Genomic DNA, 26,225 nt, shown 5'->3' with positions numbered 1-26,225 from the left:
ACCGCTGCCGACGCCGGCAGCGGCTGGGGAGGACCCATGTGGAAGCACTATGACACTTTCGAGGAGTGGCTGGCCGTCGCGCTGCTGTTTCTCACCGCGGCCAGCATCCTGTTCAGCGCCACCACCCGGGCCATGGGCAACCCCATGCTTGGCGGCGCCGAACTGGCCCAGCTGTTCTTTATCTGGGCCTGCATGTTCGGCGCAGATATCACCCTGAAGAAAGGAGGCCAGATTCGGGTCGATGCCCTGCTGACCCGGCTGCCCCGATCAGGCCAGTGGCTGGCGAACCTGGTGACGGTGGGACTGATGATCGTCTTTCTGGCTTGCCTGGCACGCTATGGTTTCTCGCTGGCGTTCTCCAACTGGCAGCGTCCCCTGGGCTTTGCCGGGATCAGCTACGGCTACGTGACGCTGGCACTGCCCGTGGGTGCCGTCATGATGATCGTCTCGCTGGTCAGGCGGCTTGCCTCGGTGGGCATTGTTCAGGCGCTGGAGCCCGACAGCGACCAGCAGGAGCAGCTTCTGTGACGACACTCGCCATCCTGATTCTCGGCCTGGTATTGATGGCCATCGGCATGCCGGTCGCCTTCGCCATCGGCATGGCCGGTTTTACCTATTTCCTGTTGCCCGAGACCTTCCTGCCGACCAGCACGGCGGTACAACGGATCGTCTCGGCCAGTCAGTCCTTTCCGCTGCTGGCGGTGCCGCTGTTCATCCTGATCGGGCACCTGATGAACGCCAGCGGCATCACCCCACGCTTACTGCGTCTAGCCACCCTGCTGACCGGCTGGATGACCGGCGGCCTGGCCCAGTCGAGCCTGGCCCTGAGCGCTATGATGGGGGGCATTTCCGGCTCGGCGGTGGCCGATGCGGCGATGCAGTCCCGGGTACTGGGCGGCAACCTGATCGCGCGGGGCTATTCGCCGGGCTTCACCGCCGCCCTGCTGTCCATCGGCGGGCTGATCACCGCCACCATTCCACCGAGTATCGGCCTGATCATCTACGGCTTCCTCGGTGAGGTGTCGATCGGCCGGCTGTTTATCGCTGGCGTGGTACCGGGCATCCTGCTGCTGGTGGCGCTGATGATCGCCACCAGCGTGATGTCGCACCGACGCGGCTACGTGCCCGAACTCGAGAAGGCGCCGTCGCTGGGCGAAGTCTGGCAGGCGACCAGGAGCAGCATCTGGGCGCTGCTGTTCCCGGTATGGCTGCTGGTGGGCATCCGCTACGGCCTGTTCACCCCGTCTGAGGCGGGCGCCTTCGCCATCGTCTACGCCATCGTGGTGGGCTGTTTTATTCACCGAGAGCTGACGCTGTCATCCATCATCGACGCCTTCCGTGCCGGTGTTCGCGACGTCGGCATGATCATGCTGATCATCATGTTCTCCGGCGCCATCAGCTACGTGGTGTCCTTCGAACGGGTACCGCAGACCATCACCGAGGTCACCCTCGGGGTGTTCGAAAGCCCCACTACCCTGCTGCTGGTGCTGTCGCTGTTGCTGATCGTGCTGGGCATGCTGCTGGAGGCGACGGTGGTGGTCATGCTGCTGGCCCCCATCCTGGTGCCGGTGATCAAGGCCGCCGGCATCGACCCGGTACACTTCGGTCTGTTGATGATGACGCTGGTGACCTTCGGCGGCATGACGCCACCCGTCGGGGTGTCGATGTACACCGTGTGCGGCATTCTGCGCTGCTCCTTCATTTCCTACACCCGGGAAATGCTGCCCTTTGCCCTTGCCGTGTTCGCCGTGGTGCTGGCCATCATCTTCTTCCCGCAGATCGTGCTGTTTCTGCCCGACCATCTGATGGGATAGCGGATGCACCAGCATTTAGTGAAGCGGACCTGCCAGACACCCGCACCACACAACCGACCGAGCCTGCGGGCTTTCCTCCGGGACTGAGGTAGAGAACAAGATGACCCACTTCGTCGAAGCGCCGAACATCGCCTGCGACATCGGTATCGTCCACCTGGGACTCGGTGCCTTCCACCGTGCCCACCAGGCGGTCTATCTGGCGCGCTATCTCGAGCGCAGCGGTGACACCGCTTGGGGGCTGTGCAGCGCCAACCTGCGCTCCAGCGTCGGCCTGGTCGATGGGCTGCGTGCGGCCGGCCATCGCTACCATGTGGCCGAGTTCACCGATAGCGACAACGTCACACTCAGAGAGATCGGCGTGATTCAGCAGACGCTGTTCACCGGCCGCGACAGCGAAGGCCAGCAGGGCCGCGACCTGGAAGCACTGCTGGCACGACTGGCGTCTTCCAACGTGCGCATCGTGACCCTGACGGTGACCGAGAAGGGCTACTTTCTCAGCCCGACCAGCGGCGATCTGCTTGTCGACGATGCGATGATCAAGGCCGACATTGCCTCACCGAACACACCGCAGACCGCCCCCGGTATCCTGGTCGAGGCGCTGGCCCGCCGTCGCGCCGCCGGCCTGCCCCCCTTCACCGTGCTGTCCTGCGACAATATGCCGGACAACGGCCGCCGCACGCGCAACGCCGTCGTGCAGCTCGCCGCCCTGCGCGACAGCGACCTGGCCGACTGGATCAGCGAACAGGTGGCGTTTCCCTGCAGCATGGTCGACCGCATCGTGCCGGCCATGACCGACGCCGACTTCGCCCGGCTGGGCGAGCTGGGTGTCGAGGATCCCAACGCGGTGGTGTGCGAGGCCTTTTCCCAATGGGTCATCGAGGATGACTTCCCCCAGGGCCGGCCCGACTGGGAAGCCGAAGGGGTCGAGATGGTCACCGAGGTGGCCCCCTTCGAGACCATGAAGCTGCGCATGCTCAACGGCAGCCACTCACTGCTGGCCTACCTGGGCGCCATCGATGGCGTCGAGACGGTCTACGATGCGGTCAGCCGCCCCGAGTTCCGCGCCCTGCTGCGTCGTTACATGCTCAAGGAAGCGGCGACAACGCTGCACATGCCAGACGGGGTCGACCTCGAACACTACGCCGACGAGTTGCTGGCCAGGTTCGCCAACGACAGTCTGCGCCATCGGCTGGCTCAGATCGCCATGGACGGCAGCCAGAAACTGCCACAGCGCTGGCTTCACGGCGCCCTCGAGCGGCTGCAGGACGGCCACGAGGTGCCCTGCACCGCACTGGGACTGGCCGCCTGGATACGCTACACCTCCGGCGTCTCGCTCGACGGCCAGCCACATGAGGTGAGCGACCCGCTGGCATCGCGCTTCATCGAGCTGCATGAACGTCACGGCGAAGCCCCTGAAGCGCTGGTGGCGGCCTTTCTGGCCCAGCAAGACATCGTCCCTGCGGCCCTGGCGGCACAGCAGGGGTTTGCCGATGCTGTCACCGATGGCTACCGCCGACTGATCAATACCGGGCTTGCGGCGTCACTGAGCACCCTCTAGCCGGACCCGAGAAAAGGAGATTTCCATGCAACACACCTGGCGCTGGTTCGGCCCCAAGGACCCGATCCGACTCGAGGAGATTCGCCAGACCGGCGCGACCGGCATCGTCACCGCGCTGCACGAGGTGCCCAACGATGAGGTCTGGTCCCGGCAGGCCATCGCCGAGCGCAAGCAGATGATCGAGGACGCTGGCCTCGAATGGTCGGTGGTGGAAAGCGTGCCGGTACACGAGGCGATCAAGAAAGGACTGCCCGAGCGCAACGCCCTGATCACCCGCTACTGCGACACCCTGCGCAACCTGGCGGCCTGCGGCATCGACACCGTGTGCTACAACTTCATGCCGGTGCTCGACTGGACCCGCACCGACCTGCGCTGGGCGATGCCGGATGGCGCCCTGGCGCTGCGCTTTGACCAGACAGCCTTTGCCGCCTTCGACCTGTACCTGCTCGCCAGACCAGGCGCCGAGAACGAGTACAGCGACGACGAGAAGACCGAAGCCAGGAGCTACCTCGATAGCCTGGACGCCGAAGCCCGCCAGTCACTGGTCGATACCCTGATCGCCGGCCTGCCCGGCGCCGAAGAGCACTACACCCTGGAGCGCTTTCGCGAGGTACTGGCCGGATACGCCGAGATCGACGCCGAGCGGCTGCGCGAGCACCTCGGCTACTTTCTGAAAGCGGTCATCCCGGTCGCCGAAGAACTCGGCATCAAGATGGCGATCCACCCCGATGACCCGCCCCGGCCGCTGCTCGGCCTGCCCCGGGTGGTCTCGACGGCGGCGGACGCCGAGTGGATCCTTGCGGCCGTCGACAGCCCTGCCAATGGCCTGACGCTGTGCACCGGGTCCTACGGCGTGCTCGCCGCCAATGACCTGGTCGCCATGGTTCAGCGCTTTGGTCCCAGCATCCACTTCGTGCATCTGCGCTCGACCCGGCGCGAGTCCCCCGACCCTCGCTCCTTCCACGAGGCGCCGCACCTGGACGGTGACGTCGACATGGTCGCGGTCATCAGCGCGCTGGTCGCCGAGGAACGCCGTCGCGAGCGCGAAGGCGGCCGACGCTTACCGTTGCGCCCCGACCACGGCCACCACATCCTCGACGATCAGCACCGCGCCACCGCACCGGGCTATCCGCTGTACGGTAGGCTACGCGGCCTGGCCGAGCTGCGTGGCGTCGAGACCGCGGTGCGCCAGCTCACCTGACGCCCTGGCGTTCCACCAGCCGCTGCGCTGGCGACGCCCGTCGCAGCGGCTGTGGCCCAGCGCAGCGGGAGTGGCCCTTCACAACGAAAACGACCAGGCGGGGAGGCACGTTCCCCACCTGGTTGGCTCAGCGCCAAACCCTGCGCAGAGCACCCCTAGGTCGGCAGATACTCCTCGCTCCAGCTCTCCGACACGACGCCTTCTGCAATCAACCGATCGATCTCCTCTGGGCTGTGCCCCAGCTCCTCGAGCACCTGACGGCTCGAGCTGCCGTACTTCTCCGACGGCGCCAGCGGATAGATGCGACCTCGCTTGGGACGAATGGCGTACGGATCAAGCTGCGTGATGACGTGACCGCTGGGGTGCTCGTCGTAGACGGTGAAGGAGTAGCTGCCACGATCGATGCCCGGGGTGTTGTCCCAGCGCCGCGAGTTGTAGGAGCGCAACGCCTCGATGTTCTCGCACACCGCCGCGGCGATGCCCGCCTTCTGCAGCCGTTCCACCCAGTCGGTGGCCACCGCATTGATAAAGCGAGGTGCCAGATAGGCCGCCCGCTCCTCCGGCGGAACATCGACCACCCCTTCGATCCCCGGCACCTGGGCGAACTTGTGCAGGTCCCGCTCGTAGGCGCTGATCAGCACCACCCCGTCGGCGGTGAAATAGAAGCGTGACAGATCGTCGTAGCCGTTGAGTTCACGGCCCGAGGGCTCGTCGAACAGGCCGCGTCGCTCGTAGTCGTAGCAGAACGGCATCTGGGCCAGGCCGCTGAGCGCCGACAGCGAGGTCTTGACCCGGCTGACCCGGCGGGTACGCAGCTTCTGGTACAGGGCGGTGGCGACACCAAGAGAGGCACCGAAGCCGCACATCACATCGATGGTGCCGACGTGGGCGTGCTCTTCTGGCGTGTCCATGCTGCCCCCGAAGCGCAGCATGATGCCGGTGGTGGCCTGCACCAGGTCGTCGTAGCCCAGGTAGTTGGTGCGAGGGCCCGGCTTCACCCCGCTGAAGCAGTCGAGCTGGCAGAAGATCGCCTCGGGATTGATGCGCTGCATTTCCGCCTCGGTCAGCCCCATCCGCTCCACCTGCCTGTCGGTGGCATTCCACACCACCACGTCGCTCTGGCGGATCAGCTCGTCGAGGATTTCACGCCCCCGTGGCACCTGGATATCGGTCAACAGGGAGCGCTTGGAGCGCATATGCGACAAGCCGAAGATGACCGTGTTCCAGCAGTCGTAGAACGGCTTGGCGGGGTCCACCTTGATGATGTCGGCGCCGAAGCGTGCCAAAAAGGCCACCGAGTGGGGACCGGCGATGACGTTGCACAGGTCCAGCACCTTGACGCCTTCGAGCCAACCGTCCTTGGCGTTGCGCGCACGAACCCGGGGCAGCTTGGTCTCGATGCGATGCAGCACCGCCAGCGCCTGGTCGAACGACACCCAGCGGCGCGGCGTCGGGGTGAGCATCTCGTGGCCGCTGTCGTGCAGCCAGACCATCGGGCCGGGCTGGGTCATCAGGCCGAATTCGGGATCGTCCACTTCGATCATCAGCCCGGCGGTCTCGGCGTGGTCGTCGTGGATCCACTCCTGCAGCCAGCGCTGCGGCGCGCCGGGAAACTTGCCACGGCCGAAGATCTTCTCCCACTCCTTGGAGGTGCGGGTCAGGAAAACCTCCTTCATGCGCGCGGCGATATGATCCGCCCAACGCTTGGGCAGCGGGTAGACGCCAAGCGACACGTCACTCTGCCACTGGCTGGTGGGCGCATAGGTGTCGGGCTCTTCCACCAGCCCTTCCTCCACCAGCTCGTCGTACAGACCGAGCACCTTGAGGCAACGCTTGGCGTGCTCCTTGTGACTCGGGCAGACCACGTAGAACATGCGCCCGTCCTTGCACTTGTAGCTGCGATAGAAGGGATCGAGCAGCTCCTGCAGTTCGTCGTAGTCCAGGTTCATCGGCGCGCCTTCGATGCGGCGACGCTCGATCTCCTTTTCGCGCTGGGTCTTGTAGCGTTCCGGCAAGCCCTCGATCTTGATCGAGTTGTAGCAGAGGCCTTCCATCAGGGCGCAGGCGATGGGCACTTCGATCTCGTCGCCGAGGCCGGTGCGCTCACGCGCCTGCAGCGCCAGGGTGACGGCAGTGGCCGCCAGCATGGTGCCGTAGGCCGAGCCCAGCGGCAGCGGCGAGAAGGACGGATTGATGCCCATCAGCACCCGGTTGAGCCCCATGTCGGTAAACACCCCCGAGTGGGCGGCGATGACGCTCTCGAAGGCCCGCCAGTCACGGCGCAGCTCGTCGTTGGAGGCAAAGCCCGGCATCGACAGGGTGATCAGTTCCGGACGCTCTTCGCGCAGCGCGCTGAAGTCGATGCCCAGGCGCTGCATGACGCCGGGCCGGAAGCTTTCGATCACGATATCGGCCTCCTCGATCAGCGCCAGCGCCTGTTCGAGGCCCTCGTCGGTCTTGAGGTCGATCGTCACGATCAGCTTGTTGCGCTGCAAGGTGGCGTTGGCCGGTGACTCCCACATGGGCCCCGTGGGCGGGTCGACGTGAATGACCGTGGCGCCCAGGTCGGCGAGGATCATCGCCACCGCAGGGCCGGCCATGTACTGACCGAAGTCGATGACCTTGACGTCCTTGAGCGGCAGTTGGGAATGAGGATTCGGTGACATCGGGGTCTTCCTGTAAAGCAAGGGTGGCAACGGGAGGAGGCCGAAGCCTCCTCGGTGACGTCAGTGTTTGCCGTCTTCGATGACCAGGTGGGGTTCAAGGACCTTCTTGGCGAAGTCCTGGCGCAGACAGCTCGGCAACGTGAGGAGGCCGAAGCCTCCTCGGTGACGTCAGTGTTTGTCGTCTTCGATGACCAGGTGGGGTTCAAGGACCTTCTTGGCGAAGTCCTGGCGCAGCCAGCGCACCAGTGACCATGCCAGGATCGCCAGCACGGGAATCATCGGCAGCGCCACCACGATGGTGGAGGTCTGCACCGGCTTGAGCCCGCCAAGCTGGATCAGCGCTACCCCGACGCCGGCGATCAAAAATGCCCAGATCAGGCGGATCTTGCGCTGCGGTTCCTGATAGCCGGACAACTTGCGCGAGGTCACCGACGCCAGCACGTAGGCGGAGCTGTCGAGGGTCGTCGCCAGGAAGATGAAGCACAGCAGCACGAACAGGGTGGTGATCACGCCGGACATCGGCAGGGTGCCGAGGATCGCCTCAACGGCGGCGGGGATGCCTTCGGCCGAAAGAATGGCCGCCACGTCCAGGGTGCCGGAGATCTGCAGGTCCAGCGCATAGCCGCCCCACACCGCGAAGAACACCCAGCAGCCCAGGGAACCGAACACCATTTCGGCGATGATCAGCTCACGGATGGTGCGACCACGCGAGATGCGGGCGACGAACAGGCCCATCATCGGGGCGTAGGCTATCCACCAGGCCCAGTAGAACACCGTCCAGTCGCGCCAGAAGCTGGAGTCCCCCACCGGGTCGGTCCACATGCTCATGGGCACGAAGTTGGAGACCATCTTGCCGAGGCTGTTGACCCAGCCCTCCACCATGAACAGGGTGTCGCCCACCACCAGGGTGAAGACCAGCAGTACACCCGCCAGCAGCACGTTGATGTCCGACAGGATCTTGATGCCCTTGGCCAGGCCGAACCACACACTGGCGGAGAAGATGGCGGTCCAGATCAGCAGCACCGCGATATCCAGCATGAACGACGGTGACACCCCGAGCAGACCGCTCAGCAGCTGCGATACCAGCGGCACCGCCAGCCCCAGCGAGGTACCGACGCCTCCGACGATGCCGAACACCACCACCGCATCGAGAAGCGCGCCCCACCAGCCGTCGGCATGACGCCCCAGCACCCCGCGGGCGGCCACGGACAGCCTGACGCCCGGGCGGTTGTGGACGAACATGGAGTAGGCGATCGGGATGGCCGGCAGGCAATAGAAGGCCCAGGGCGTGAAGCCCCAGTGGAACTGGCCGTAGGTCAAGGCCCACTCGGCCGCTTCCTGTGAGCTTGGTTCGACGCCGAACGGAGGGCCTGTGAAGTAGTAGATGGGTTCGACCCAGGCCCAGTTGACGATGGCGATGCCGATGCCACCGGCAAAGATCATCGCCACCCAGCTGAAGTAGGAAAACTCCGGCTTGTCATCGGGGCCGCCGAGCCGCACGTTGCCGTAGCGGCTGATGGCCAGGCCCACCAGAAAGACCACCACGGCGATGCCGGCGAGCAGATACAGCCAGCCGAATCGCCCGGTGGCGAAGGCAAAGGCCGCATTGACCAGTGCGGCCCCCGACTCCGGGAACACGATGATGGGCAGGATCAGGCCTGCGATGACCAGCACGGCGGGTACGAAGACCCGCAGGTCGAGCCGATCGGGATGGGACTCTGGCGCGTTCATCAGGGATACCTTTATCGTTTGTTGTTGTGACGCTTGCTGCGCAGGACGCCGGCGTCAGCCGGCGGCCTCGAGCATCCAGCCCGCCGCTCGCTCGGCGATCATCAAGGTCGGCGAGTTGGTATTGCCGCTGGTGATGGTCGGCATGATGCCGGCGTCCGCCACCCGCAGGCCCTGGATGCCCCTCACCCGCAGGCGTGAGTCGACCACCGCCATGGGATCGTCGGGCTGCCCCATCCGGGTGGTTCCGACCGGGTGGAAGATGGTGGTGCCGATGTCACCGGCCAGCCGCCACAGCTCTTCATCGGTCTGGTACTGGACGCCGGGCTTGACCTCTTCCGGTTCGTACCTGGCGAACGCCTTCTGCTCGGCGATCCTGCGGGTAACGCGCAGCGAGTCCGCCGCCACCCGCCGGTCCTCGTCGGTGCTCAGGTAGTTGGGGGCGATGGACGGCGCCTGGGCCGGATCGGCGCTCTGAATCCTGACGCTGCCGCGGCTGGTCGGATTCAGGTTGCAGACGCTGGCGGTGACCGCCGGATAGGGATGCAGCGGCTGGCCGAAGGCCTCCAGACTCAGGGGCTGGACGTGGTACTGGATGTTGGGGTGCTCGTGCTCGTCGCTGCTGCGGGTGAAGATACCGAGCTGAGACGGCGCCATGCTCATCGGGCCGGTGCGCTTGAGCAGGTACTCCATCCCGATGCCGGCCTTGCCCCACAGGGTGCTGGCCATGGTGTTGAGGGTCTTGGCGCCCTTGACCTTGTACACCGAGCGTATCTGCAGATGGTCCTGCAGGTTCTCGCCGACCCCCGGCAGTTCGTGGACGACGTCGATGCCGTGCTGCTTGAGCAGCTCACCAGGCCCGATACCGGAGAGCTGCAGGATCTGGGGTGAGCCGATGGCGCCGGCGGACAGCACCACCTCACGGCACGCCCTGGCCAGCTGGGTGGTGCCCTCGCGCTTGACCTCGACGCCTTCACAGCGCTTCTCGCCGTCGGGCTCGCCGCCCGCGACGATCAGCCGGTTGACCTGGGTGGAGTGCCACAGCGTCAGGTTCGGCCGCTTGAGCGCCGGACGCAGGAACGCCTTGGCGGTGTTCCAGCGCCAGCCGGAGCGCTGGTTGACCTCGAAGTAGTCGACACCCTCGTTGCTGCCACGGTTGAAGTCCTTGGTCCGAGGGATACCCGCCTGGACCGCCGCCTCGGCGAAGTCGTCCAGCACCTCCCACTTAAGCCGCTGCTTCTCGATGCGCCACTCGCCGCCGTGACCGTGAAAGTCCCGGTGGGCGGCGTCGGCGTCGCCGCCCTCGTCCAGACGATAGTGATCCTCGTGCTGGATAAAGGCCGGCAGGCAGTGCTCCCAGCGCCATTGGTCGTCACCGGTGACCTCGGCCCAGTGGTTGTAGTCCCGGGCCTGGCCGCGCATGTAGATCATGCCGTTGATGCTGGAGCAGCCACCGAGGGTCTTGCCGCGCGGGTAGAGCAGCGAGCGCCCGTTGAGGCCTGCGTCCGGATCGGTGCGAAAGCGCCAGTCGGTGCGTGGGTTGTCGATGCAGTACAGGTAGCCCACCGGCACGTGGATCCAGTGGTAGTTGTCACGACCACCGGCTTCGATCAGCAACACCCGGTTGTTGGGGTCGGCGCTCAGGCGATTGGCCAGCAGGCACCCGGCGGTGCCTGCTCCAACCACGATATAGTCAAACTCGCTGTCGTATTGTTGTGCGGTTGTCATCGCAGGTCCCTCGATTCAGGACGTTATTTGGCGGTCGGCATCACGAACTCCGCCCCCGCCTCGATGGAGTCGGACCAGCGCTGCATGATCGACTTCTGCTTGGTGTAGAAGCGCACGCCCTCTTCGCCGTAGGCGTGCATATCGCCGAACAGCGAGCGCTTCCAGCCACCGAAGCCATGCCACGCCATGGGCACCGGAATCGGCACGTTGATGCCGACCATGCCCACCTGGATGCGACGGCCGAACTCGCGGGCGACCTTGCCGCTCTCGGTGAAGCAGCTGACACCGTTGCCGAACTCGTGGTCGTTGATCAGCTCGATGGCGGTAGCCACGTCCGGCACGCGCACGCAGGCCAGCACCGGACCGAAGATCTCCTCGCGGTAGATCGTCATCTCCGGGGTGACGTGATCGAACAGGGTGCCCCCCATCCAGAAGCCCTCGCTGCAGCCTTCGCCGGTATTGCTGCTGTCAAAGCCACGACCGTCGACCACCAGCTCGGCACCCTCCTCGACGCCCTTGTCGATGTAGCCGGTAATACGCTGATGGGCCTGGGCGGTGACGATCGGCCCCATCTCGGCGTCCAGCTGCATGCCGTCCTTGACCTTGAGACCACGGGCGCGCTCGGCGACGCGTGCCACCACGTCATCGGCCACGTCGCCGACCAGCACCGCCACACTGATGGCCATGCAGCGCTCGCCGGCGGAGCCGTAGGCGGCACCGATCAGCGCGTCCACCGCCTTGTCGAGGTCGGCATCGGGCATCACCACCATGTGATTCTTGGCGCCGCCGAGGGCCTGCACACGCTTGCCCAGCGCCGCACCACGCTGGTAGATCAGGTTGGCGATGGGGGTGGAGCCGACGAAGGACAGCGCCTTGACGTCGGGATGGTCGATCAGCGCGTCCACCGTTTCCTTGCCACCCTGGACCACGTTGAACACGCCGTCGGGCAGCCCGGCCTGCTTGAGCAGGTCCGCCATCATCAGCGAGGCGCTGGGGTCGGTGGGGCTGGGCTTGAGGATGAAGCTGTTGCCGGCGGCGATGGCGACCGGGAACATCCACATCGGCACCATGGCCGGGAAGTTGAACGGGGTGATGCCGGCGACCACGCCAAGCGGCTGGCGCAACGTCCAGTTGTCGATGCCGGTGCTGACCTGGTCGGTGAAGTCGCCCTTGAGCAGCTGCGGGATACCGCAGGCGAACTCGACGATATCAATACCCCGTGCCACCTCACCCTGGGCGTCGGTGAAGACCTTGCCGTGCTCACGGGTGATCGCCTCGGCCAGGGCGTCCTTGTTGGCGTTGAGCAATTCGAGAAAGCGGAACATCACCCGGGCGCGGCGGATAGGCGGGGTGTCGGCCCAGCTCGGGAAAGCCGCCTTAGCCACCTCTACCGCCTTGTCGATCTCGCTGGCAGAGGCCAGCGCCACGCGGCCACTGACCTGGCCGGTCGCCGGGTTATAGACGTCCTGATGACCCAGGGAGGCGCTTTCGTCGATCTGGCCGCCGATGAAGTGAGGAATCGTCGAGGTCATGGGGTGCTCCTTTATAAGTGTTGTTAAAGTCATTCGAGCGTGGCCGTATGAGGAAAGGTGCCCAGCCTGCTCGTCTTGTCGCTGTACAGCCTAACTCTGGCGGCGACCTGAGCAATTGAGTTATTTGAAACCCAGATATAAGCTTCTCAAATAACATACTCTGTTGAAGGAAGGCGCCATGCAGGACTACCCCACGCTGCGAGCATTCGTCACGGTGGCACACCTCGGCAGCGTCTCCCGCGCCGCCGAGGCGCTGCATCTCACCCAGCCGGCGGTTAGCCTAAAGTTGAAGCAGCTGCAGGCGACGCTGGGACTGACGCTGTTCCACCGCCGCCCCCAGGGACTGGAGCTGACGGCCCACGGTCAGGCACTGCTGCCCACCGCTGAGAAGGCCCTGGAGAGCGCCCGGGTGTTCGATCAGATGGCCCGCTCACTGCACTCGACGGTGCGTGGGCTGTTGAGAATCGGCACCATCATCGACCCCGAGTTCATCCGTCTGGGCAGCTTTCTCAAGGTGCTGGTCGAGCGCGCCCCCGAACTCGAGACCGAGCTGCACCACGGCATGAGCGGCTACGCCCTGTCGCGAGTGGAGCGCGGCGAGCTGGATGCAGGTTTTTATCTGGCGCCCCCCGGAACAGGCAGCACCCACGCCGATGGCACCGGCGAACTTGCGTTTGTCGAGCTGACCCACTTTCGCTACTACGTGGTGGCGCCCTCCGGCTGGGAATCGCGGGTCGAGGACACCCGCTGGTCGACGCTGGCCACCCTGCCCTGGATCGTCACGCCGCCCGACTCGGTCCACCATCGACTGCTCAAGCGCGCCATGCAGGACAGCGGCGAGACGCCTCGGCGGGTCGCCCAGGTCGACCAGGAGGCCTGCATGCTCGACCTGGTACGCGCCGGGGTGGGGTTGAGCCTGGCCCGGGACTCGCTGGCCTTGACCGAGCGCCAGCGCAGCGGCCTGACCATCGTCGAGGGGGTGACGCTGGACTGCGCCCTGTGCTTTGTATGGAAGAAGGAACGCACCCGCGAGCCGCCGCTGCAGGCCGCGCTTGCCACCCTGGAGAGCGTCTGGCCCAACCGGCCTGGGTGAGGCTTGTAGGAAAAGTGCCTGCGCTCGGTGGCTTTTCGTACAAGACCCAGGGCCTGAGTCAGCCCGGGGTAGACCCCGCTGATAGGCGCTCGCACCTGCTACCCGACAATAGGCGCCCGAACCCGCCGATACGCGCCCGACCCCGCTTTGGCAGCAGCGCCAAATGCACCAGAGCTGCGCCTTTCTGCGCCTGGCGACGCTCGAATCCGTCGTCGGGTGCTACCCTCCAGACGTTGGCTGACGGCTTTCCCCGGTTCAGGTCAAGGGCGACGCCTGTCTCGATCGCTCCTTGCTCGCACCGTCAGTTCGTACTTCCAGCCACCAGATGTCAGCGTCACGCTCCCTTCGTTCTTCACCACAAGGAATGTCCCCATGACCGACCTTTCCCGCTTCCCCATCACTGCCAAGTGGCCGGCGACACACCCCGAGCGCCTGCAGCTCTACTCGCTGCCGACCCCCAACGGGGTCAAGGTCTCGATCATGCTGGAGGAAGTCGGGCTGGACTACGAAGCGCACCGGGTCAACTTCGATACCAGGGACCAGCACTCTCCCGAGTTTCTCTCGCTCAGCCCCAACAACAAGATTCCCGCGATCCTCGACCCCGACGGCCCTGAAGGCCAGCCGATCGGACTGTTCGAATCAGGCACGATTCTGCTGTACCTGGCCGACAAGACCGGCCAGCTGGTGCCCCAGACGCCCCAGGCCTACTACCAGGCCCTGCAATGGCTGATGTTCCAGGTCGGCGGCGTGGGCCCGATGTTTGGCCAGATCGGCTACTTCCACTTCTTCGCCGGCAAGGAACTCGAGGACAAGCGCCCTCTTCAGCGCTACGTGGACGAGGCCAAACGCCTGCTTGGGGTGCTGGACAAGCGCCTGGAACAGCGCGAGTGGATCATGGGCGAGGACTACTCGGTGGTGGATATCGCCATCCTTCCCTGGGTACGCAACCTGGTCTACCGCTACGACGCCGGGGATCTGGTCGAGTTTGCCAACTTCCCCCACGTCGACCGCACCCTCCAGGCGTTTCTCGAGCGTCCCGCCGTGCAACGAGGCCTCAAGGTCCTGGCCTGAGGCGATATAGCAGGCGCTACCAGGGTGAAGGTGGCGATCGGTGAATGTGGCGACCGGTAGAGGTAGAGCGAGACGAAAGGAGGTGAGAGCCGCACGATCGAACCTCAGCCCACGGGTGACTCGCCGCCGGGTTCAGGCGATGATTGTGCCGGCACAGCAGACTCGGCGAGCCTCAAGGCGCGCCGTCCTGTGCCTGTCCGCCTGCCCCGTGGCCCCAAGGCCCAGGGCAACACCCCCACACGACGGAACCACCGCTCATGCCCGTTCGCCCCGTTCATCTTCTGCCCCTCGTCTTCGCCGTGGGGACCACCTCCGCCCAGGCGGCCTCCGCGCCAAAAGACGCCGACCGGAGTACCGTCGAGCAGCAGAGTAGCCGATCCTGCGAAAGCCCGACCATGGACCAGCAGATCGAGGCACTGATGGATCACCACGGCATCCCGGGCGTGTCGGTGGCACTGATCGACCACGGCAACATCTGCCTGAGCCACTACGGCGTCGCCAGCCGGGAGACCTCGACCGGCGCCGCAGTGAACGACGACACCCTGTTCGAAATCGGCTCGGTCAGCAAGACCTTCACCGCGGCGCTGGGCGCCTGGGTACAACAAGGCGGAGCCTTCTCCCTGAGCGACAGCGCGGCCAGCATCGAGCCCGACTTCGAGGGTCGTCCGGTAGGCGAGGTCAGCATGGTAGAGCTTGCCACCTACACCGCCGGCGGCTTCCCGCTGCAGTTTCCCGCGGGCGTCGACGACGCCACCCTCCACGACTACTTCGTGAACTGGCAGCCGGACTTTGCCGCCGGCACCAAACGCCTGTACTCGAACCCCAGCATCGGCCTGTTCGGCCTGCTCGCGGCCCAGAGCGAAGGCGCAAGCTTCGCTGAGCTGATGCAGGACAGCGTGCTGCCCACACTTGGCCTCGATGCCACCTGGCTTACGGTGCCCGACGACCAGGCCCGCCACTACGCCCAGGGCTACAACGGTGATGACCAGCCTGTGCGCGTCAACCCGGGCCCGCTGGACACCCAGGCCTACGGTATCAAGACCACGGCACGGGACCTGGCACGCTTCGTTCAGGCCAATATCGACGCCTATCAAGGCAGCCAGGACGACCAGCGCATGGCACAAGCCCTGCTGGCCACCCACCAGGGCTACGCCACCGTCGGCGAGATGCAGCAGGGACTCGCCTGGGAAAGCTACGCCCTGCCGACGACCCTCGATACGCTGCAAAACGGCACCACCGCAGAGATGGCGCTGGAGCCCCAGCCTGTCACCATGCTCGAGCCGTCAGGCGAGCCACAGCCCCAGCGCTGGTACCACAAGACCGGCTCCACCGGCGGCTTCGGCGCCTACGCCGCCTTTATGCCGGCGCATGAACTGGGCATCGTCATCCTCGCCAACAAGCGCTACCCCAACGGCGAGCGCGTCGAAGCCGCCTGGCGGATACTGGAGGCGCTGGAGCAGTAAGAACGAAAAGTGCTTGAACCCGGTGCCGCCCGGAGCAATGAAACAAGGAGCGAAGCAAGGGCGAAGCACGGGGCTGTGCAAAGGCAATACATGGGGCAGAGAAGCGTCTACGACCGGTGGTAGGCACTAACCGAGCCAACCAATGAAACCAGACGGCCTGGGCGCTGAATTCTCCAGCCCTCAGGCCCTGAAAGCCGCAGCACAAGCACCGGGGGGAAGCGCTTGGAAAAGACGATAGCTTGTCTGAATCGCAGAAAGCGTCAGGGAGCGTCGGCTCGCAGCGTGAAGCCAAGGGCATTCATGACCTTCATGACTGTCGCAAAACTTGGGTTCCCATCGGCCGAAAGCGCCTTGTAAAGCCCTTCGCGGGTCAGGCCGGTATCGCGCGCCAGTTGCGTCATGCCTCGCGCTCGAGCGATATCGCCAAGCGCCGCCACGACGAGAGCGGGATCACCTTCTTCAAGGCAGGCCTCAAGATACAAGGCCATGTCTTCTTCCGTCTGCAGATGGTCAACGACATCCCATTTCTGAAGTGTGCTCATGGTGCCTCCGTCAACTCCCTCGCCAATCACTTGGCGAGTTCAATATCTCTGGCCTGGCTGGACTTGTCGCCGCCTGCCAGCAAAATGATCAGTTCGTGCCCCTTCTGGACGAAATACACTCGGTAACCAGGCCCGTAATGGATCCTCAGTTCCGAGACTCCCTCACCGACAGCCTCACAGTCACCGACGTTACCCAGTTCAACGCGCCGTAGCCGAGCCAGTATCCTGGCCTTGGCCCTGGGATCTCGCAGCTTGGCGAACCAGGCAGCATAGGACTGCGTCTCGCGGATCATATTCATACCATCAAGTGTTAACCATAGTTAACACCTTGACAAGATTTTTGCTCGGCGTACCACGGCCTTATCCCAATGACCTAAACGCCCCCTTGGGGCTGGTACACTACGCGCCCTCTCCTGCCCGACCTCTTGATGCCGATGACTGACCGAGATCCCCTGGCCCAGGCCCTCCGCTTTTCCGTGGCGCCGACGATCGGTCGGAGATAAAGCCCACAATCACGAGCTTTCCCGGCATCGCGCACCAAAAATGCACCAGCAAGAAACAGTGGCACGGATCCTACCGCTGAAGTTGCGCTTGTCGGTGAGACGGGCGCGAGCATGGATGTGACGAACGCATACGTGCGCATTAGAGGCGGCCCCGCTGACCTTCCCCTGACATATCGCCTTTCCTTGCAGGAGGCTATTGAGCCCCCTTATCGAAACGCGCACAGTCGGATGTGCTCGACTCAATTCTCCTCATAGGCATCAGCCACCGCACGCTCGATAAGTTCCGGAGCCACACCGCGAGCCTTCAACGCCTCCACCAAACGCCGCACACCATCATCGAGATAGCGAGCCTCATCGCGACGCAGTCCCTCGCTGACGTAGGCTTTCAGCAGCGTCTGGTAGCCTTGAAACCCCTTCAGTGGCGCTATCGCCTTCAGCGACTCCACCACATCAACCGGCACCCGCAGCGTCACTGTCGTCATGGGACGGTCCTTCGCCAATCGCCTTTTCAAGGTCTCATTGAGCATAAATCGCCTCCTCTCGCCTGGTGGCCCGTCGCGCCGAGATGATGCGCAAGCCATCATCGCGAATCTCGACATACACCACGAACAACAATCGAGTGTGGGTATCGAAGCCAATGACGGCCTCACGAGGTTGTCCATTGCGTGAGGCGTCCTGCACTACTAGCAGCGGATCATCGAATACAGCAACCGCGGCCTCGAAATTGACACCGTGCTTGTGCCAATTGCTGATCGCCTTGGACAGGTTCCAGCAAAACGTCGTGCCACGATGCAGGTACTGGATATCCATATCGAACCCTATGTACATACATTGTATTTACATTCCTGCGAAAGGACAAATCGTACCCCCTTGCTGAACTCCATCAGTACACAGAGGCTCGAGACAGCGTCCCCACCAACGGTCTAGCTGGCACCACACAGCTCCGCCTGGTACCCATCGTCGATTCCACAATACCCACTCCAACAGCAGGGCGTGGGCACGACTCCTCTATCTGCAAAAGTCTTGCCTAGAAGGCAGTACCAGAGGCAACCGTTCGTACCCCCCCCCTCCGTCACCACACCAACAATGAAAACGCCCCCTTGGGGCTGGTCCACTACGCGCCCTCTCCTGCCCGACCTATTGATGCCGATGACTGACCGAGATCCCCTGGCCCAGGCCCGCCGCTTTTCCGTGGCGCCGACGATCGGTCGGAGATAAAGCCCACAATCACGGGCTTTCCCGGCATCGCGCACCAAAAATGCACCAGCAAGAAACAGTGGCACGGATCCTGCCGCAGGCATTGCGATTGTCGGTGAGACAAGCGCGAGAATGGGTATGACGAACGCGTGCGTAAGCGTCAGAGGCGGCCCCGCCTCAGAATCCGCAACAAATTCTCAGCAGCCACTTGGATGCTCCGCAGGAGGCACGGCTAGCCTCTCGACACGATCTTTGGCTATGTTGGTCGCAGGCCAAGGAGGAACAAACATTGCAGACCCTTTATCGCGTACTGACTCTCGCGACCTGGGAAACCGCCCAAGAAAGCGGGATAGTGCCCCGCTGCGGCAACGACCACAAAGAAGACGGCGTACATCTCAACCTGCCGGAAGCGGTTGACTACACAGCCAACCGTTACTTCACATCCGCCGAGAACCCTGTGCTACTTGAGATCGATACATCATCGTTTGCCGAACTCATCGAATGGCGCATCCCGCTGCCACACGAACCTTGGCATAGGCCCCTGGCTCGCATAGCAGGGATACCGATCGAAAGCGTCAAATCAGTCAAGCGCATCGATCCAACAAAGCTCAACAACTAGAAGCGCCCTTCACTTCCCTGAAGATGGTGAGAATCGCATGATTCCGCATGAAAGCTAGCCTGTTGCCCAACGCGAGGGAACCCAGAGCGCAGGCGCCCTCGGCGGGAGTGCAAGGCTGCCCAAAAATCGACAGGTTTAACGCGCAGGCGGGCCGGGGTGTAGACGGCGCGCCAGGTGTCACTGCGCTCTTTCGACACACCACAAGAGAGGCTTTTAGTGCCAAGACAGCACATAGGCTCATTGCCACACCAATGACTGGCTGATCTACTCACTTTGCATAGGACAAAAGAGCGACATTGGTAAACAAGGAAAGAGACGATGTTTGGTCCAGGGGATGGAGTCATTCGTGTAGGAGATAGCTCATCACATGGCGGGAAAGTGGTGACAGGGCAAGCAAACTACCTTGTCGATGGCATTCCTGTAGCGGTGGTAGGTGATATGGTAGCTTGCCCTCAAAAGGGACACGGGGTATGCCCCATCGTCGAGGGCCATCCCACATTCTCGGTGAATGGCAGCGCTTCTCATCTGCAGAATACAAGACAGAATAATCGAGCCAAACATACAGGAAATTGCAAGCATATACTGTTTTATCGGATCGAAACAGGTGAAAAACTACGGCACAAGAACCGAGAGAATTAATTATTTAAAATTATAGAAAACCCCAAAAATGAATAAAAAATTAATCGAAAAAACATACATATATATATCTTTAGCGGTAAGCGTTATTATGGCGATGTTTTCGGTATACGCAGCCATACAGCACAATTCATATGAAGAATACTGTATATATACCACTTATCCTGAGTGCGATTATCGCTATGGGCCTATAGCATTACTTTTCTTTAGCTGGCTAGTCGTCACATGGGCAGTTTTGTCGGCACCTTTGGCAATTCTTTTAACCACATACACTTTTATATCTCGACTTATTTCCAAAGGATAAAAAGAATTCTACCCAATCGCCAAAACGAACCTCTTGACGAAATCAACACCAATAATACACATTATAAGTCTTTGAGATATCGCAAAACCGAACAACCAAAAACTTATCTATCACCACCAACTTCGGAATGGAAGTGAAAAAAAGATATCTCGAACTTGTATATCTAACCGTATCAATCACCATTTCTCTATCGATTTCTGCACTTATGGTATATGTCGCCATTGATCATAATCCACAAGGAGAATTCTGTAGTTATCTATCCGGAACAACACAATGCGAGTATCAACTTGGATCTATCGCCTCAGTGTTTTTCGGCTGGTTTTTCGTGACTTTTTTCGCACTATCACTCCCTGCGTTTGCTTTGCGTTTCCTGGCAGGCATGATTCGATGGTTTAAATCAATAACGAGGCGCTAGCGCCGGCTTAAACATAATTCTTTAGAAAATAATGTCCCATAGGTGACAAGCTATCACTGGGTGGTAGCCTGCCAGCTTTTGGTCACGAATTTACGATAACCAATTCCCCTTTCGGGCCCGTGGTCTTCTGAACCACCGTGTACCTCAGCTGCGTCGTCTACAGGTCTAGCCCCTGGAACACCTCGCGCATCTTGGGTACGTCGTTGACGCTGATGACGACCTGCCCTTTCGCTGTCCAAGCTGGCTCGACCATGCGGTCGTATTGCTCGATCCGAAGAAGCAAGGCCGGACACACCGGCTCACCACAGGAGACACGACATGCACTATCCCATTGCCATCGAGGTAGGTGACGACCAGCATGCCTATGGTGTGGCAGTGCCCGACCTGCCAGGCTGCTTCTCGGCCGGTGACACCTTTGATGAGGCGATCGCCAATGCGCGCGAAGCCATTGAAGGACATCTCGAGAGCCTGGCCGACTATGGAGATCCCATCCCTTCAGCCAGCGCTATTGAGCAGCACCTGGCGGATCCCGACTATGCTGGCTGGGTGTGGGCCGCAGTCGAGATCGACATGACTCCCTATCTGGGCACATGAACTCGAGCGCTGCGTGGGGTGATTCACGGCGTCAAAGCACTGCGCCCCAGATCGAGGCTCACCCACTCGCCGTGGGCCTCGTTGATCACTTCAAGGGCTCGGCTCCTTCATGAAGACGATGCCCAACTTGCGATAGTAGGGCAGGACCGCTCGTAAACGCTCACTTCCAATGTCTCAGCACCAACGATGAAAACGCCCCCTTGGGGCTGGTACACTACGCGCCCTCTCCTGCCCGACCTCTTGATGCCGATGACTGACCGAGATCCCCTGGCCCAGGCCCGCCGCTTTTCCGTGGCGCCGATGATGGATCGGGGATAAAGCCCACAACCACGGGCTTTCCCGGCGTCGTGTACCAAAAATGTACCAGCAAGAAAAAGTGGCACGGATCCTGCCGCAGGCGTTGCGCTTGTCAGTGAGACAGGCGCGAGCATGGGTATGACGAACACGTGCGTACGCGTCAGAGGCGGCCCCGCCTCAGAATCCGTGGGGGCTCGGAAAAAGGTAACAAAGGTAACGCCTTGCGAAAAACACGCCTATCCGACTGATTTCAAAAGGATTAAAACGACTGTCCAAAAGGTAACAAAAAGGTGATGAAAAGGTGATGCGTTACCTTTTGGAAAGGTATTTTTCTTGTTTTCAAGAGTCCAAGAAAATCAGATGGTTAGCCGGGCGTTACCTTTTGCGTTACCTTTTGCGACCTTTTTAAGGTTACAGAATTTTTTAATAAAAACAGATGCATAGGGTCTATCCTCTGGTCCTGTCACCGATGTTACCTTTTTCCGAGTCCCCCCCACATTCTCAGCAGCCACCATGGGTGGTGACCTCCGCCACCACGCTCCTCTGGCGCTCGTTGAGTTCGCATGATTCCGCATGAAAGACAGCCCCTTCCCCAGCGCCATGGCGCCCAGAGCGCAGGCGCCCTCAGCGAGAGTGCAAGGGTGCCCAAAAATCGAAAGGTTTAGCGCGCAGGCGGGGCGGGGTGTCGACGGCGCGCCGGAGGAGTCGATCAGTGCTGGGAGGAAACCTCCGGTTCCGGATCCTGGTGCTGGAACCTAGATAAAAAAACTGCCTGATCGGGCAGCGATGTAGCGGCATGCCAATGCTGCCAGTGTATGACGCAAGCGGTGCCGGCATGCAATAAGCAGAGGAGGAACTTGATGACTTTCTGTTTATGTAATCGCTAATTTAGCGGAGGATGGCCTGCAGCGGCTCAAGCGCATTGGCGACGAAGGTTCTATTGCTTGCTAAATGCCACAGATTGTACCAGTGTTGATAACTAAGCTCTTCAGTCACAGCAGCGTGTGATAGGGAAGAAACTGAGATCATTTAACATTCTATGAAACTACTAAGCCTTACTTTTCGCATCTTATTGCCATGAACGAAAAAGCAGACAACCAGAACTGCTCCTCAACAAAATACAAATAACGATTGCATGATAAAAAACAACCTTGATTAATAATTATACTGAAAAATATAAAACGAGAGAAACCCATGAAAAAAATCTTGTCAGCACTTGCTCTTTCAATTGTTTTTACACCATTTTCAAGTGTATTTGCAATTGACTTAACCAATATAATTTGCAACACCCCTGAGATGTCAAGGACAACTCTAACAAGAGCTTGCAAAGATTCTTCAGTATTTGTTAAAGACACCATATGCCAAGGAAACGAGGGAGAGGTGTGGTGTAAAAGCGCAAACTTAGAATTAGGATCCCCAGCAATAATAACAGTGGAACTAGGCTTCAGAAACAGACACGTCAACAGGATAAGAAATGATCTAATGAACTTTAGCGCAGTAATTTACGACAGTTCAAGCAGCGGAACAGTAACGGCTGAACTTCATAATGACTGTTCTCTAAGAAACCACCAAATAAACCTCAGCAATTCAATGGGTGACTTTCTTACCAAGGTGGCAAATCTGCTAAATATCTCTCTAACGAAAAACCTCCCTGAGAGCATACCTAACTGTAGCTGAGAAAATCTTCTAATGAACCACGGAATGAGAGAAACAGTAAACAAGTGGTGGACAACGACAGGTCTTTTCCTTCTCTACCTATCTTTCAACGGCTACTCTAGGGTCCAAAGCTGGAAGCTTTCTTTGCCGGGATTCGATTTCAAAGATTTTAGCCCGCACGCCACTGCCTTGCTTGTAATAGTAATAACTCTACCGCTAATATATTCCCTTCAAAAAATCACAATATTTTATATTAGAAGTTCCATACCACCATATTCCATAGCGGAATCTCTCCCTTCCGCCTTCAACTCCAACCTTGATTTCTCACACTCCATATCAAAAAGCCATCAGTACTTATTCTTTTTTCTTTTTTTTATCTTCCCGGGGATCACTATAATCCATCTAACAAGATACTTTTGGGACGGGTGCACGAAACTAGAAAACTGCATGAGCCCTAAAAACCCGATCCTAATATTTAGAAATAACTATGAATATTACGGAGTTACTTTCTTCCCCTTCATTGAACCTTTGGCAATATTATCCATATCCATTTTTAGCATTTACTTTTTGCTAAAACCTGTAATTTATATCATGAGGAAGGACCTCAGAAAGTAGACCTGACTTTGCACAAGGTAGATGTAAACCATCTCAATAGCCGCCCGTCCGGGCGGCTAGGTAGCTGCTTAAAAAAGCTGTCAGCGGGCTGGATCAAGCCCTGCAGCCTCTCCCTCGTCCAATGAGTAGGGCCGAAACTTGACGACCTCCTCGCCCAGGTAGTCGTTGATCTCGCTGAGGGTGGCTTGCAGCGGCTCGAGCTCGTTGGCGACGAAGACGCGAGCCGCCTTCTCGATGTCGCCGAAGCCACCGGTGTTGTTGGGGATGATGCCCATCAGCTGCGGCGGGATTCGGTGGCCGGCGAGCTGGTCATCACGGGTGATGTTCTTGATCGAGGCGAACTCGTCCTTAGCGGCTACCTCCGAGATCGGGATGATCTGGATACCGTCTTTCTTGCCGTTGGGGCTGTAGAGGAACAGGTTGCGGAAGTTGCCCACGCCCTTGCTCTCTTTCAGGGCGCTGCGCATATCGTCGATATCGTTCTGGTTCTGGGCCGCGTCCGAGACGTACATGATGAAGCCGGCATGGCTGCCGTTGAGGTAGTACTTGCGCCGAAACAAGGTGGCGTTCTCGTTGAGGTAGATCGACTGTAGGGCTCCCAGGTAGTCCGGTACCCCGTAGACCTCCTGATTAATATCCGGCTCCAGGATGTGGATCAGGCTGCCCGGGGCGAACTCGCTGCGATCAGCCCAGTTGGGCACCCAGAAGTAGCGGTCGAGATCGGCCCCACGTCGAACGTACTTGGCCCGGGCCGGGCGCAGCTGCAGCAGCTTGCCGAGGCGCCCGCGGACCTGCTCGAGGTAGCAGTTGCCAAACACCAGATAGTCGGTGGCCAGCGCGCTGAAGGCCTGCCGGCTCAGCAACGGGTGTGGCACGAAGGAACGCACCAGAATGTTGCGCTTCACCTGGATGGCACTACCGTGATGGGCGGTGGCGCGATAGGTCTGGGCCAGCGCCGGGAAGTCCACCGGAGGCTCGTACCACTCGCTGCCGAGCATCCAGCACCCGGAGTAGAAGAAGTCATAGCCATCGGTCACCGGTACCGGTTCACCGAAGCTGAAGGCCTCGGCCTTCGCCGGCGTAGTGGCCTTGTCGCCACCGTCGTAGGCGCGGTAGGCCGGCACACGCACCCGGGGTTTCTCTGCAAGCGGCTCGCTCATCCAAACAGCTCCATCATTGATCGTCCGGTGCCGTGCTCCGCCGGCCCGTCCAGGGGTTCGTTGTGCAGGGCGTGCATGGTCGCCCAGGCCAGGTCGGCATGGCCGGTCAGGTTGTTGCGCCCTGCGCTGTAGGTGATCTGACGCCCCGACGCGGTGAGTCCACGCCGAATCGCCATAAAGGACTGAACGAGATCCATCGAGCCGGCGTCGAATTCGAGCCGTCCCTTGTTGATGATCTGCTGGGCCTGCATGACCAGGCGCGCCTTGATCTCGGGGGTGTAGCGGTAGCGGGTGACCGTGGGGAAGAACTTGGCCACCAGCTGGGCGACGGCCTCGCCAAGTCCCGAGGTGTCGATGCCGATGAAGGTCACGTTGTAGCGGCGAGTCACGCCGCGGATGAATTCGGCCTGGGCCTCGTAGTCACTGCCCTTGATGCGGTGCTTCTCGAGGATCCGGTGCTTGCCGTTCATCGAGCGTGGCGGCGCTACCACTACCAACCCCGCGCCATCGCCCTCCTCACCATCGCCGGCGGGGTCATAGCCGATCCACACCGGATGCTCGCCGTAGGGACGTGGCGCAAATGGCTTGATGTCCTGCCAGACGTCCCAGCTATCGACCATGCAGCGTTGAATCATCGCCAGCGGGAAGGCCGACTGGGTATCGTCGACGAACTCGCACATCAGCAGGTTGGCGAACTCATCATCGCTGTACTCGAGGCGCAGCTGGTCGATGTCGAAAAGGTCACAGCCGCCGGCGATGGCGTCCTCGATCGTGACGATCTGGCGCCACTGGCCATCCGGCCCGCGGGCGCCGTCCTTGAGCGCCGCGTGGCCAGTATCGATCTTCACCCGGTCGGCCTTCTTGCGCCGCTTGTTGAAGCGCTCGCCTGTCCAGAACGGGTAGGCCTCATGGGCCACGCTTGAGGGCGTCGAGAAGTAGGTCTGGCGCCACTTCTTGTGCATCGCCATCCCGCTGGTCACCTTGCGGAAGGTCTCGAAGCCATGGATCCAGAAGTACTCATCCAGGTAGGTGTCGCCGTGGTAGCCCTGGGCCGTCTTGGCGTTGGTGCCCAGGAAGTGCAGCTCGGCACCATTGGCGAGGATGATCGGGTCGCCCTTGAGCTCAACGCCTGAGACTTCCTTCACGAACTGCACGATGTAGTGCTTGAAGATGTGGGCCTGGGCCTTGCTCGCCGACATGAAGATCTTGTTCTTGCCGGTCTCCAGGGCATCGGCGATGGCCTCCCGGGCGAAATACCAGGTCGCGCCGATCTGGCGGCTCTTGAGCAGGTTGCGGATCCGCTCATGCTGGCCGGCCCGGTACCAGGTGCGCTGGTAATCGAATAGCGAGGCCTCGAAGGCCTCGACGATCTGGATTACGCCCTCGTCACCGACATCGTTGGTCTTGGGCTTGCGCTTCGGCCCGGCGTTGCGCCGTTCGATGTTGGGATTGAGATCGCTCTCCTTGCCGCTGCCCTGGTACTTGTGCACCCGGGCCAGCCGCTCGACCTGCCTGCCCAGCAAGTCCAGCTCCTTGAAGTCCTTGCCCTCTTTCTGGTCCTTCCAGATCAACTGGATCATGCGTGCCTCAAGCGCGCCCTCGATCCGTTGCGTCGGTGTGGCGTCGTCCCAGGCGTCGCGCTTTTTCCAGCTATCGATGGTGGCCCGAGGCAGGTCGAGAAACTCGGCGATGCGCGCAATGCGCCACCCCGTCCAGTAGAGGTGCCGGGCGCTCAGGCGGCCGCCGTCGTCGTTGATATCGGTCGTGGGAGTCATGCCGCCAGCCTACCCGCGCCATCGCTCAGCGTTACCTGGCCAGCGTTGTGACAGCGCC

The 26,225-nt window shown here is 61.3% G+C and carries 21 protein-coding genes; 11 read left to right on the top strand and 10 right to left on the bottom strand.

What is annotated here, in order from left to right:
- The first annotated feature begins 36 nt into the window (after nt 1-36).
- The 4 genes from C9F12_RS12840 (at nt 37) to uxuA (ending at nt 4,573) form a co-directional block, all read left to right on the top strand.
- Nucleotides 37-528: a TRAP transporter small permease gene (locus C9F12_RS12840; RefSeq protein WP_108449132.1), complete on the top strand. Its 492-nt coding sequence runs from the start codon at nt 37-39 to the stop codon at nt 526-528.
- Complete coding sequence (locus tag C9F12_RS12835) at nt 525-1,814, top strand: TRAP transporter large permease (protein ID WP_108449131.1); 1,290 nt, start codon at nt 525-527, stop codon at nt 1,812-1,814. The genes C9F12_RS12840 and C9F12_RS12835 overlap by 4 nt, the downstream gene beginning before the upstream one ends.
- Nucleotides 1,815-1,914: 100 nt before the next feature.
- Entirely contained in the window at nt 1,915-3,372 is a 1,458-nt protein-coding gene (locus C9F12_RS12830) for a mannitol dehydrogenase family protein (RefSeq protein WP_108449130.1), read from the top strand.
- A 25-nt stretch (nt 3,373-3,397) separates the two neighbouring features.
- Nucleotides 3,398-4,573: a mannonate dehydratase gene (gene uxuA / locus C9F12_RS12825; protein WP_108449129.1), complete on the top strand. Its 1,176-nt coding sequence runs from the start codon at nt 3,398-3,400 to the stop codon at nt 4,571-4,573.
- 155 nt (nt 4,574-4,728) lie between these two features.
- On the opposite strand, the gene C9F12_RS12820 is transcribed toward uxuA, so the two are convergent.
- The 4 genes from C9F12_RS12820 to C9F12_RS12805 form a co-directional block, all read right to left on the bottom strand.
- Nucleotides 4,729-7,239 (bottom strand): CoA transferase, encoded by a 2,511-nt coding sequence (locus C9F12_RS12820; protein WP_108449128.1) that lies wholly within the window; start codon nt 7,237-7,239, stop codon nt 4,729-4,731.
- Nucleotides 7,240-7,407: 168 nt separating this feature from the next.
- Nucleotides 7,408-8,970 (bottom strand): BCCT family transporter, encoded by a 1,563-nt coding sequence (locus tag C9F12_RS12815; RefSeq protein WP_108449127.1) that lies wholly within the window; start codon nt 8,968-8,970, stop codon nt 7,408-7,410.
- Nucleotides 8,971-9,024: 54 nt separating this feature from the next.
- On the bottom strand, nt 9,025-10,695 hold the full coding sequence (locus tag C9F12_RS12810) for a GMC family oxidoreductase N-terminal domain-containing protein (RefSeq protein WP_108449126.1): 1,671 nt from the start codon (nt 10,693-10,695) through the stop codon (nt 9,025-9,027).
- Between the two features lie 23 nt (nt 10,696-10,718).
- Nucleotides 10,719-12,227: a CoA-acylating methylmalonate-semialdehyde dehydrogenase gene (locus tag C9F12_RS12805; protein WP_108133287.1), complete on the bottom strand. Its 1,509-nt coding sequence runs from the start codon at nt 12,225-12,227 to the stop codon at nt 10,719-10,721.
- A 178-nt stretch (nt 12,228-12,405) separates the two neighbouring features.
- On the opposite strand from C9F12_RS12805, the gene C9F12_RS12800 reads away from it, so the two are divergent.
- From C9F12_RS12800 to ampC, 3 genes are all read left to right on the top strand, one after another.
- Nucleotides 12,406-13,320: a LysR family transcriptional regulator gene (locus C9F12_RS12800; protein ID WP_108133286.1), complete on the top strand. Its 915-nt coding sequence runs from the start codon at nt 12,406-12,408 to the stop codon at nt 13,318-13,320.
- Nucleotides 13,321-13,692: 372 nt separating this feature from the next.
- Nucleotides 13,693-14,391 (top strand): glutathione binding-like protein, encoded by a 699-nt coding sequence (locus C9F12_RS12795; protein WP_108449125.1) that lies wholly within the window; start codon nt 13,693-13,695, stop codon nt 14,389-14,391.
- 257 nt (nt 14,392-14,648) lie between these two features.
- Nucleotides 14,649-15,854, top strand: coding sequence for a class C beta-lactamase (gene ampC / locus C9F12_RS12790; protein WP_108449124.1), 1,206 nt, complete (start codon nt 14,649-14,651; stop codon nt 15,852-15,854).
- Nucleotides 15,855-16,114: 260 nt separating this feature from the next.
- Here the strand turns inward: ampC and C9F12_RS12785 are convergent, their stop codons facing one another.
- The 4 genes from C9F12_RS12785 to C9F12_RS12770 all read right to left on the bottom strand — a co-directional run bounded on the left by C9F12_RS12785 (nt 16,115) and on the right by C9F12_RS12770 (nt 17,709).
- Complete coding sequence (locus C9F12_RS12785) at nt 16,115-16,396, bottom strand: addiction module antidote protein (protein WP_045991840.1); 282 nt, start codon at nt 16,394-16,396, stop codon at nt 16,115-16,117.
- Between the two features lie 26 nt (nt 16,397-16,422).
- Entirely contained in the window at nt 16,423-16,695 is a 273-nt protein-coding gene (locus tag C9F12_RS12780; RefSeq protein WP_108449123.1) for a type II toxin-antitoxin system RelE/ParE family toxin, read from the bottom strand.
- Between the two features lie 443 nt (nt 16,696-17,138).
- Nucleotides 17,139-17,381 carry a hypothetical protein gene (locus C9F12_RS12775; protein ID WP_205254685.1) on the bottom strand — a complete coding sequence of 81 codons (243 nt, stop codon included), beginning with the start codon at nt 17,379-17,381 and terminating at the stop codon, nt 17,139-17,141.
- A 34-nt stretch (nt 17,382-17,415) separates the two neighbouring features.
- Complete coding sequence (locus tag C9F12_RS12770; RefSeq protein ID WP_108449162.1) at nt 17,416-17,709, bottom strand: BrnT family toxin; 294 nt, start codon at nt 17,707-17,709, stop codon at nt 17,416-17,418.
- A gap of 676 nt (nt 17,710-18,385) precedes the next feature.
- On the opposite strand from C9F12_RS12770, the gene C9F12_RS12765 reads away from it, so the two are divergent.
- From C9F12_RS12765 to C9F12_RS22580, 4 genes are all read left to right on the top strand, one after another.
- Entirely contained in the window at nt 18,386-18,715 is a 330-nt protein-coding gene (locus C9F12_RS12765) for a DUF952 domain-containing protein (protein ID WP_108449121.1), read from the top strand.
- Nucleotides 18,716-19,033: 318 nt separating this feature from the next.
- Entirely contained in the window at nt 19,034-19,354 is a 321-nt protein-coding gene (locus C9F12_RS12760) for a PAAR domain-containing protein (protein WP_108449120.1), read from the top strand.
- Nucleotides 19,355-20,388: 1,034 nt separating this feature from the next.
- Nucleotides 20,389-20,664 carry a type II toxin-antitoxin system HicB family antitoxin gene (locus tag C9F12_RS12755; RefSeq protein WP_108449119.1) on the top strand — a complete coding sequence of 92 codons (276 nt, stop codon included), beginning with the start codon at nt 20,389-20,391 and terminating at the stop codon, nt 20,662-20,664.
- A 1,491-nt stretch (nt 20,665-22,155) separates the two neighbouring features.
- Nucleotides 22,156-22,638, top strand: coding sequence for a hypothetical protein (locus tag C9F12_RS22580; protein ID WP_162816474.1), 483 nt, complete (start codon nt 22,156-22,158; stop codon nt 22,636-22,638).
- Nucleotides 22,639-23,312: 674 nt separating this feature from the next.
- On the opposite strand, the gene C9F12_RS12750 is transcribed toward C9F12_RS22580, so the two are convergent.
- Entirely contained in the window at nt 23,313-24,392 is a 1,080-nt protein-coding gene (locus C9F12_RS12750; RefSeq protein WP_108449118.1) for a phage portal protein, read from the bottom strand.
- The gene (locus C9F12_RS12745) at nt 24,389-26,167 is read right to left on the bottom strand and encodes a terminase family protein (RefSeq protein ID WP_108449117.1); all 1,779 of its coding nucleotides are present in this window, start codon (nt 26,165-26,167) and stop codon (nt 24,389-24,391) included. Before C9F12_RS12745 ends, C9F12_RS12750 begins: the two co-directional genes overlap by 4 nt.
- Nucleotides 26,168-26,225 lie beyond the last annotated feature (58 nt).

Source organism: Halomonas sp. BN3-1 (assembly GCF_003056325.1).
Lineage (GTDB): Bacteria > Pseudomonadota > Gammaproteobacteria > Pseudomonadales > Halomonadaceae > Halomonas > Halomonas litopenaei.
Note: the sequence above shows the minus strand (reverse complement) of the source record. Positions and strands in the feature narration are given on the sequence as shown.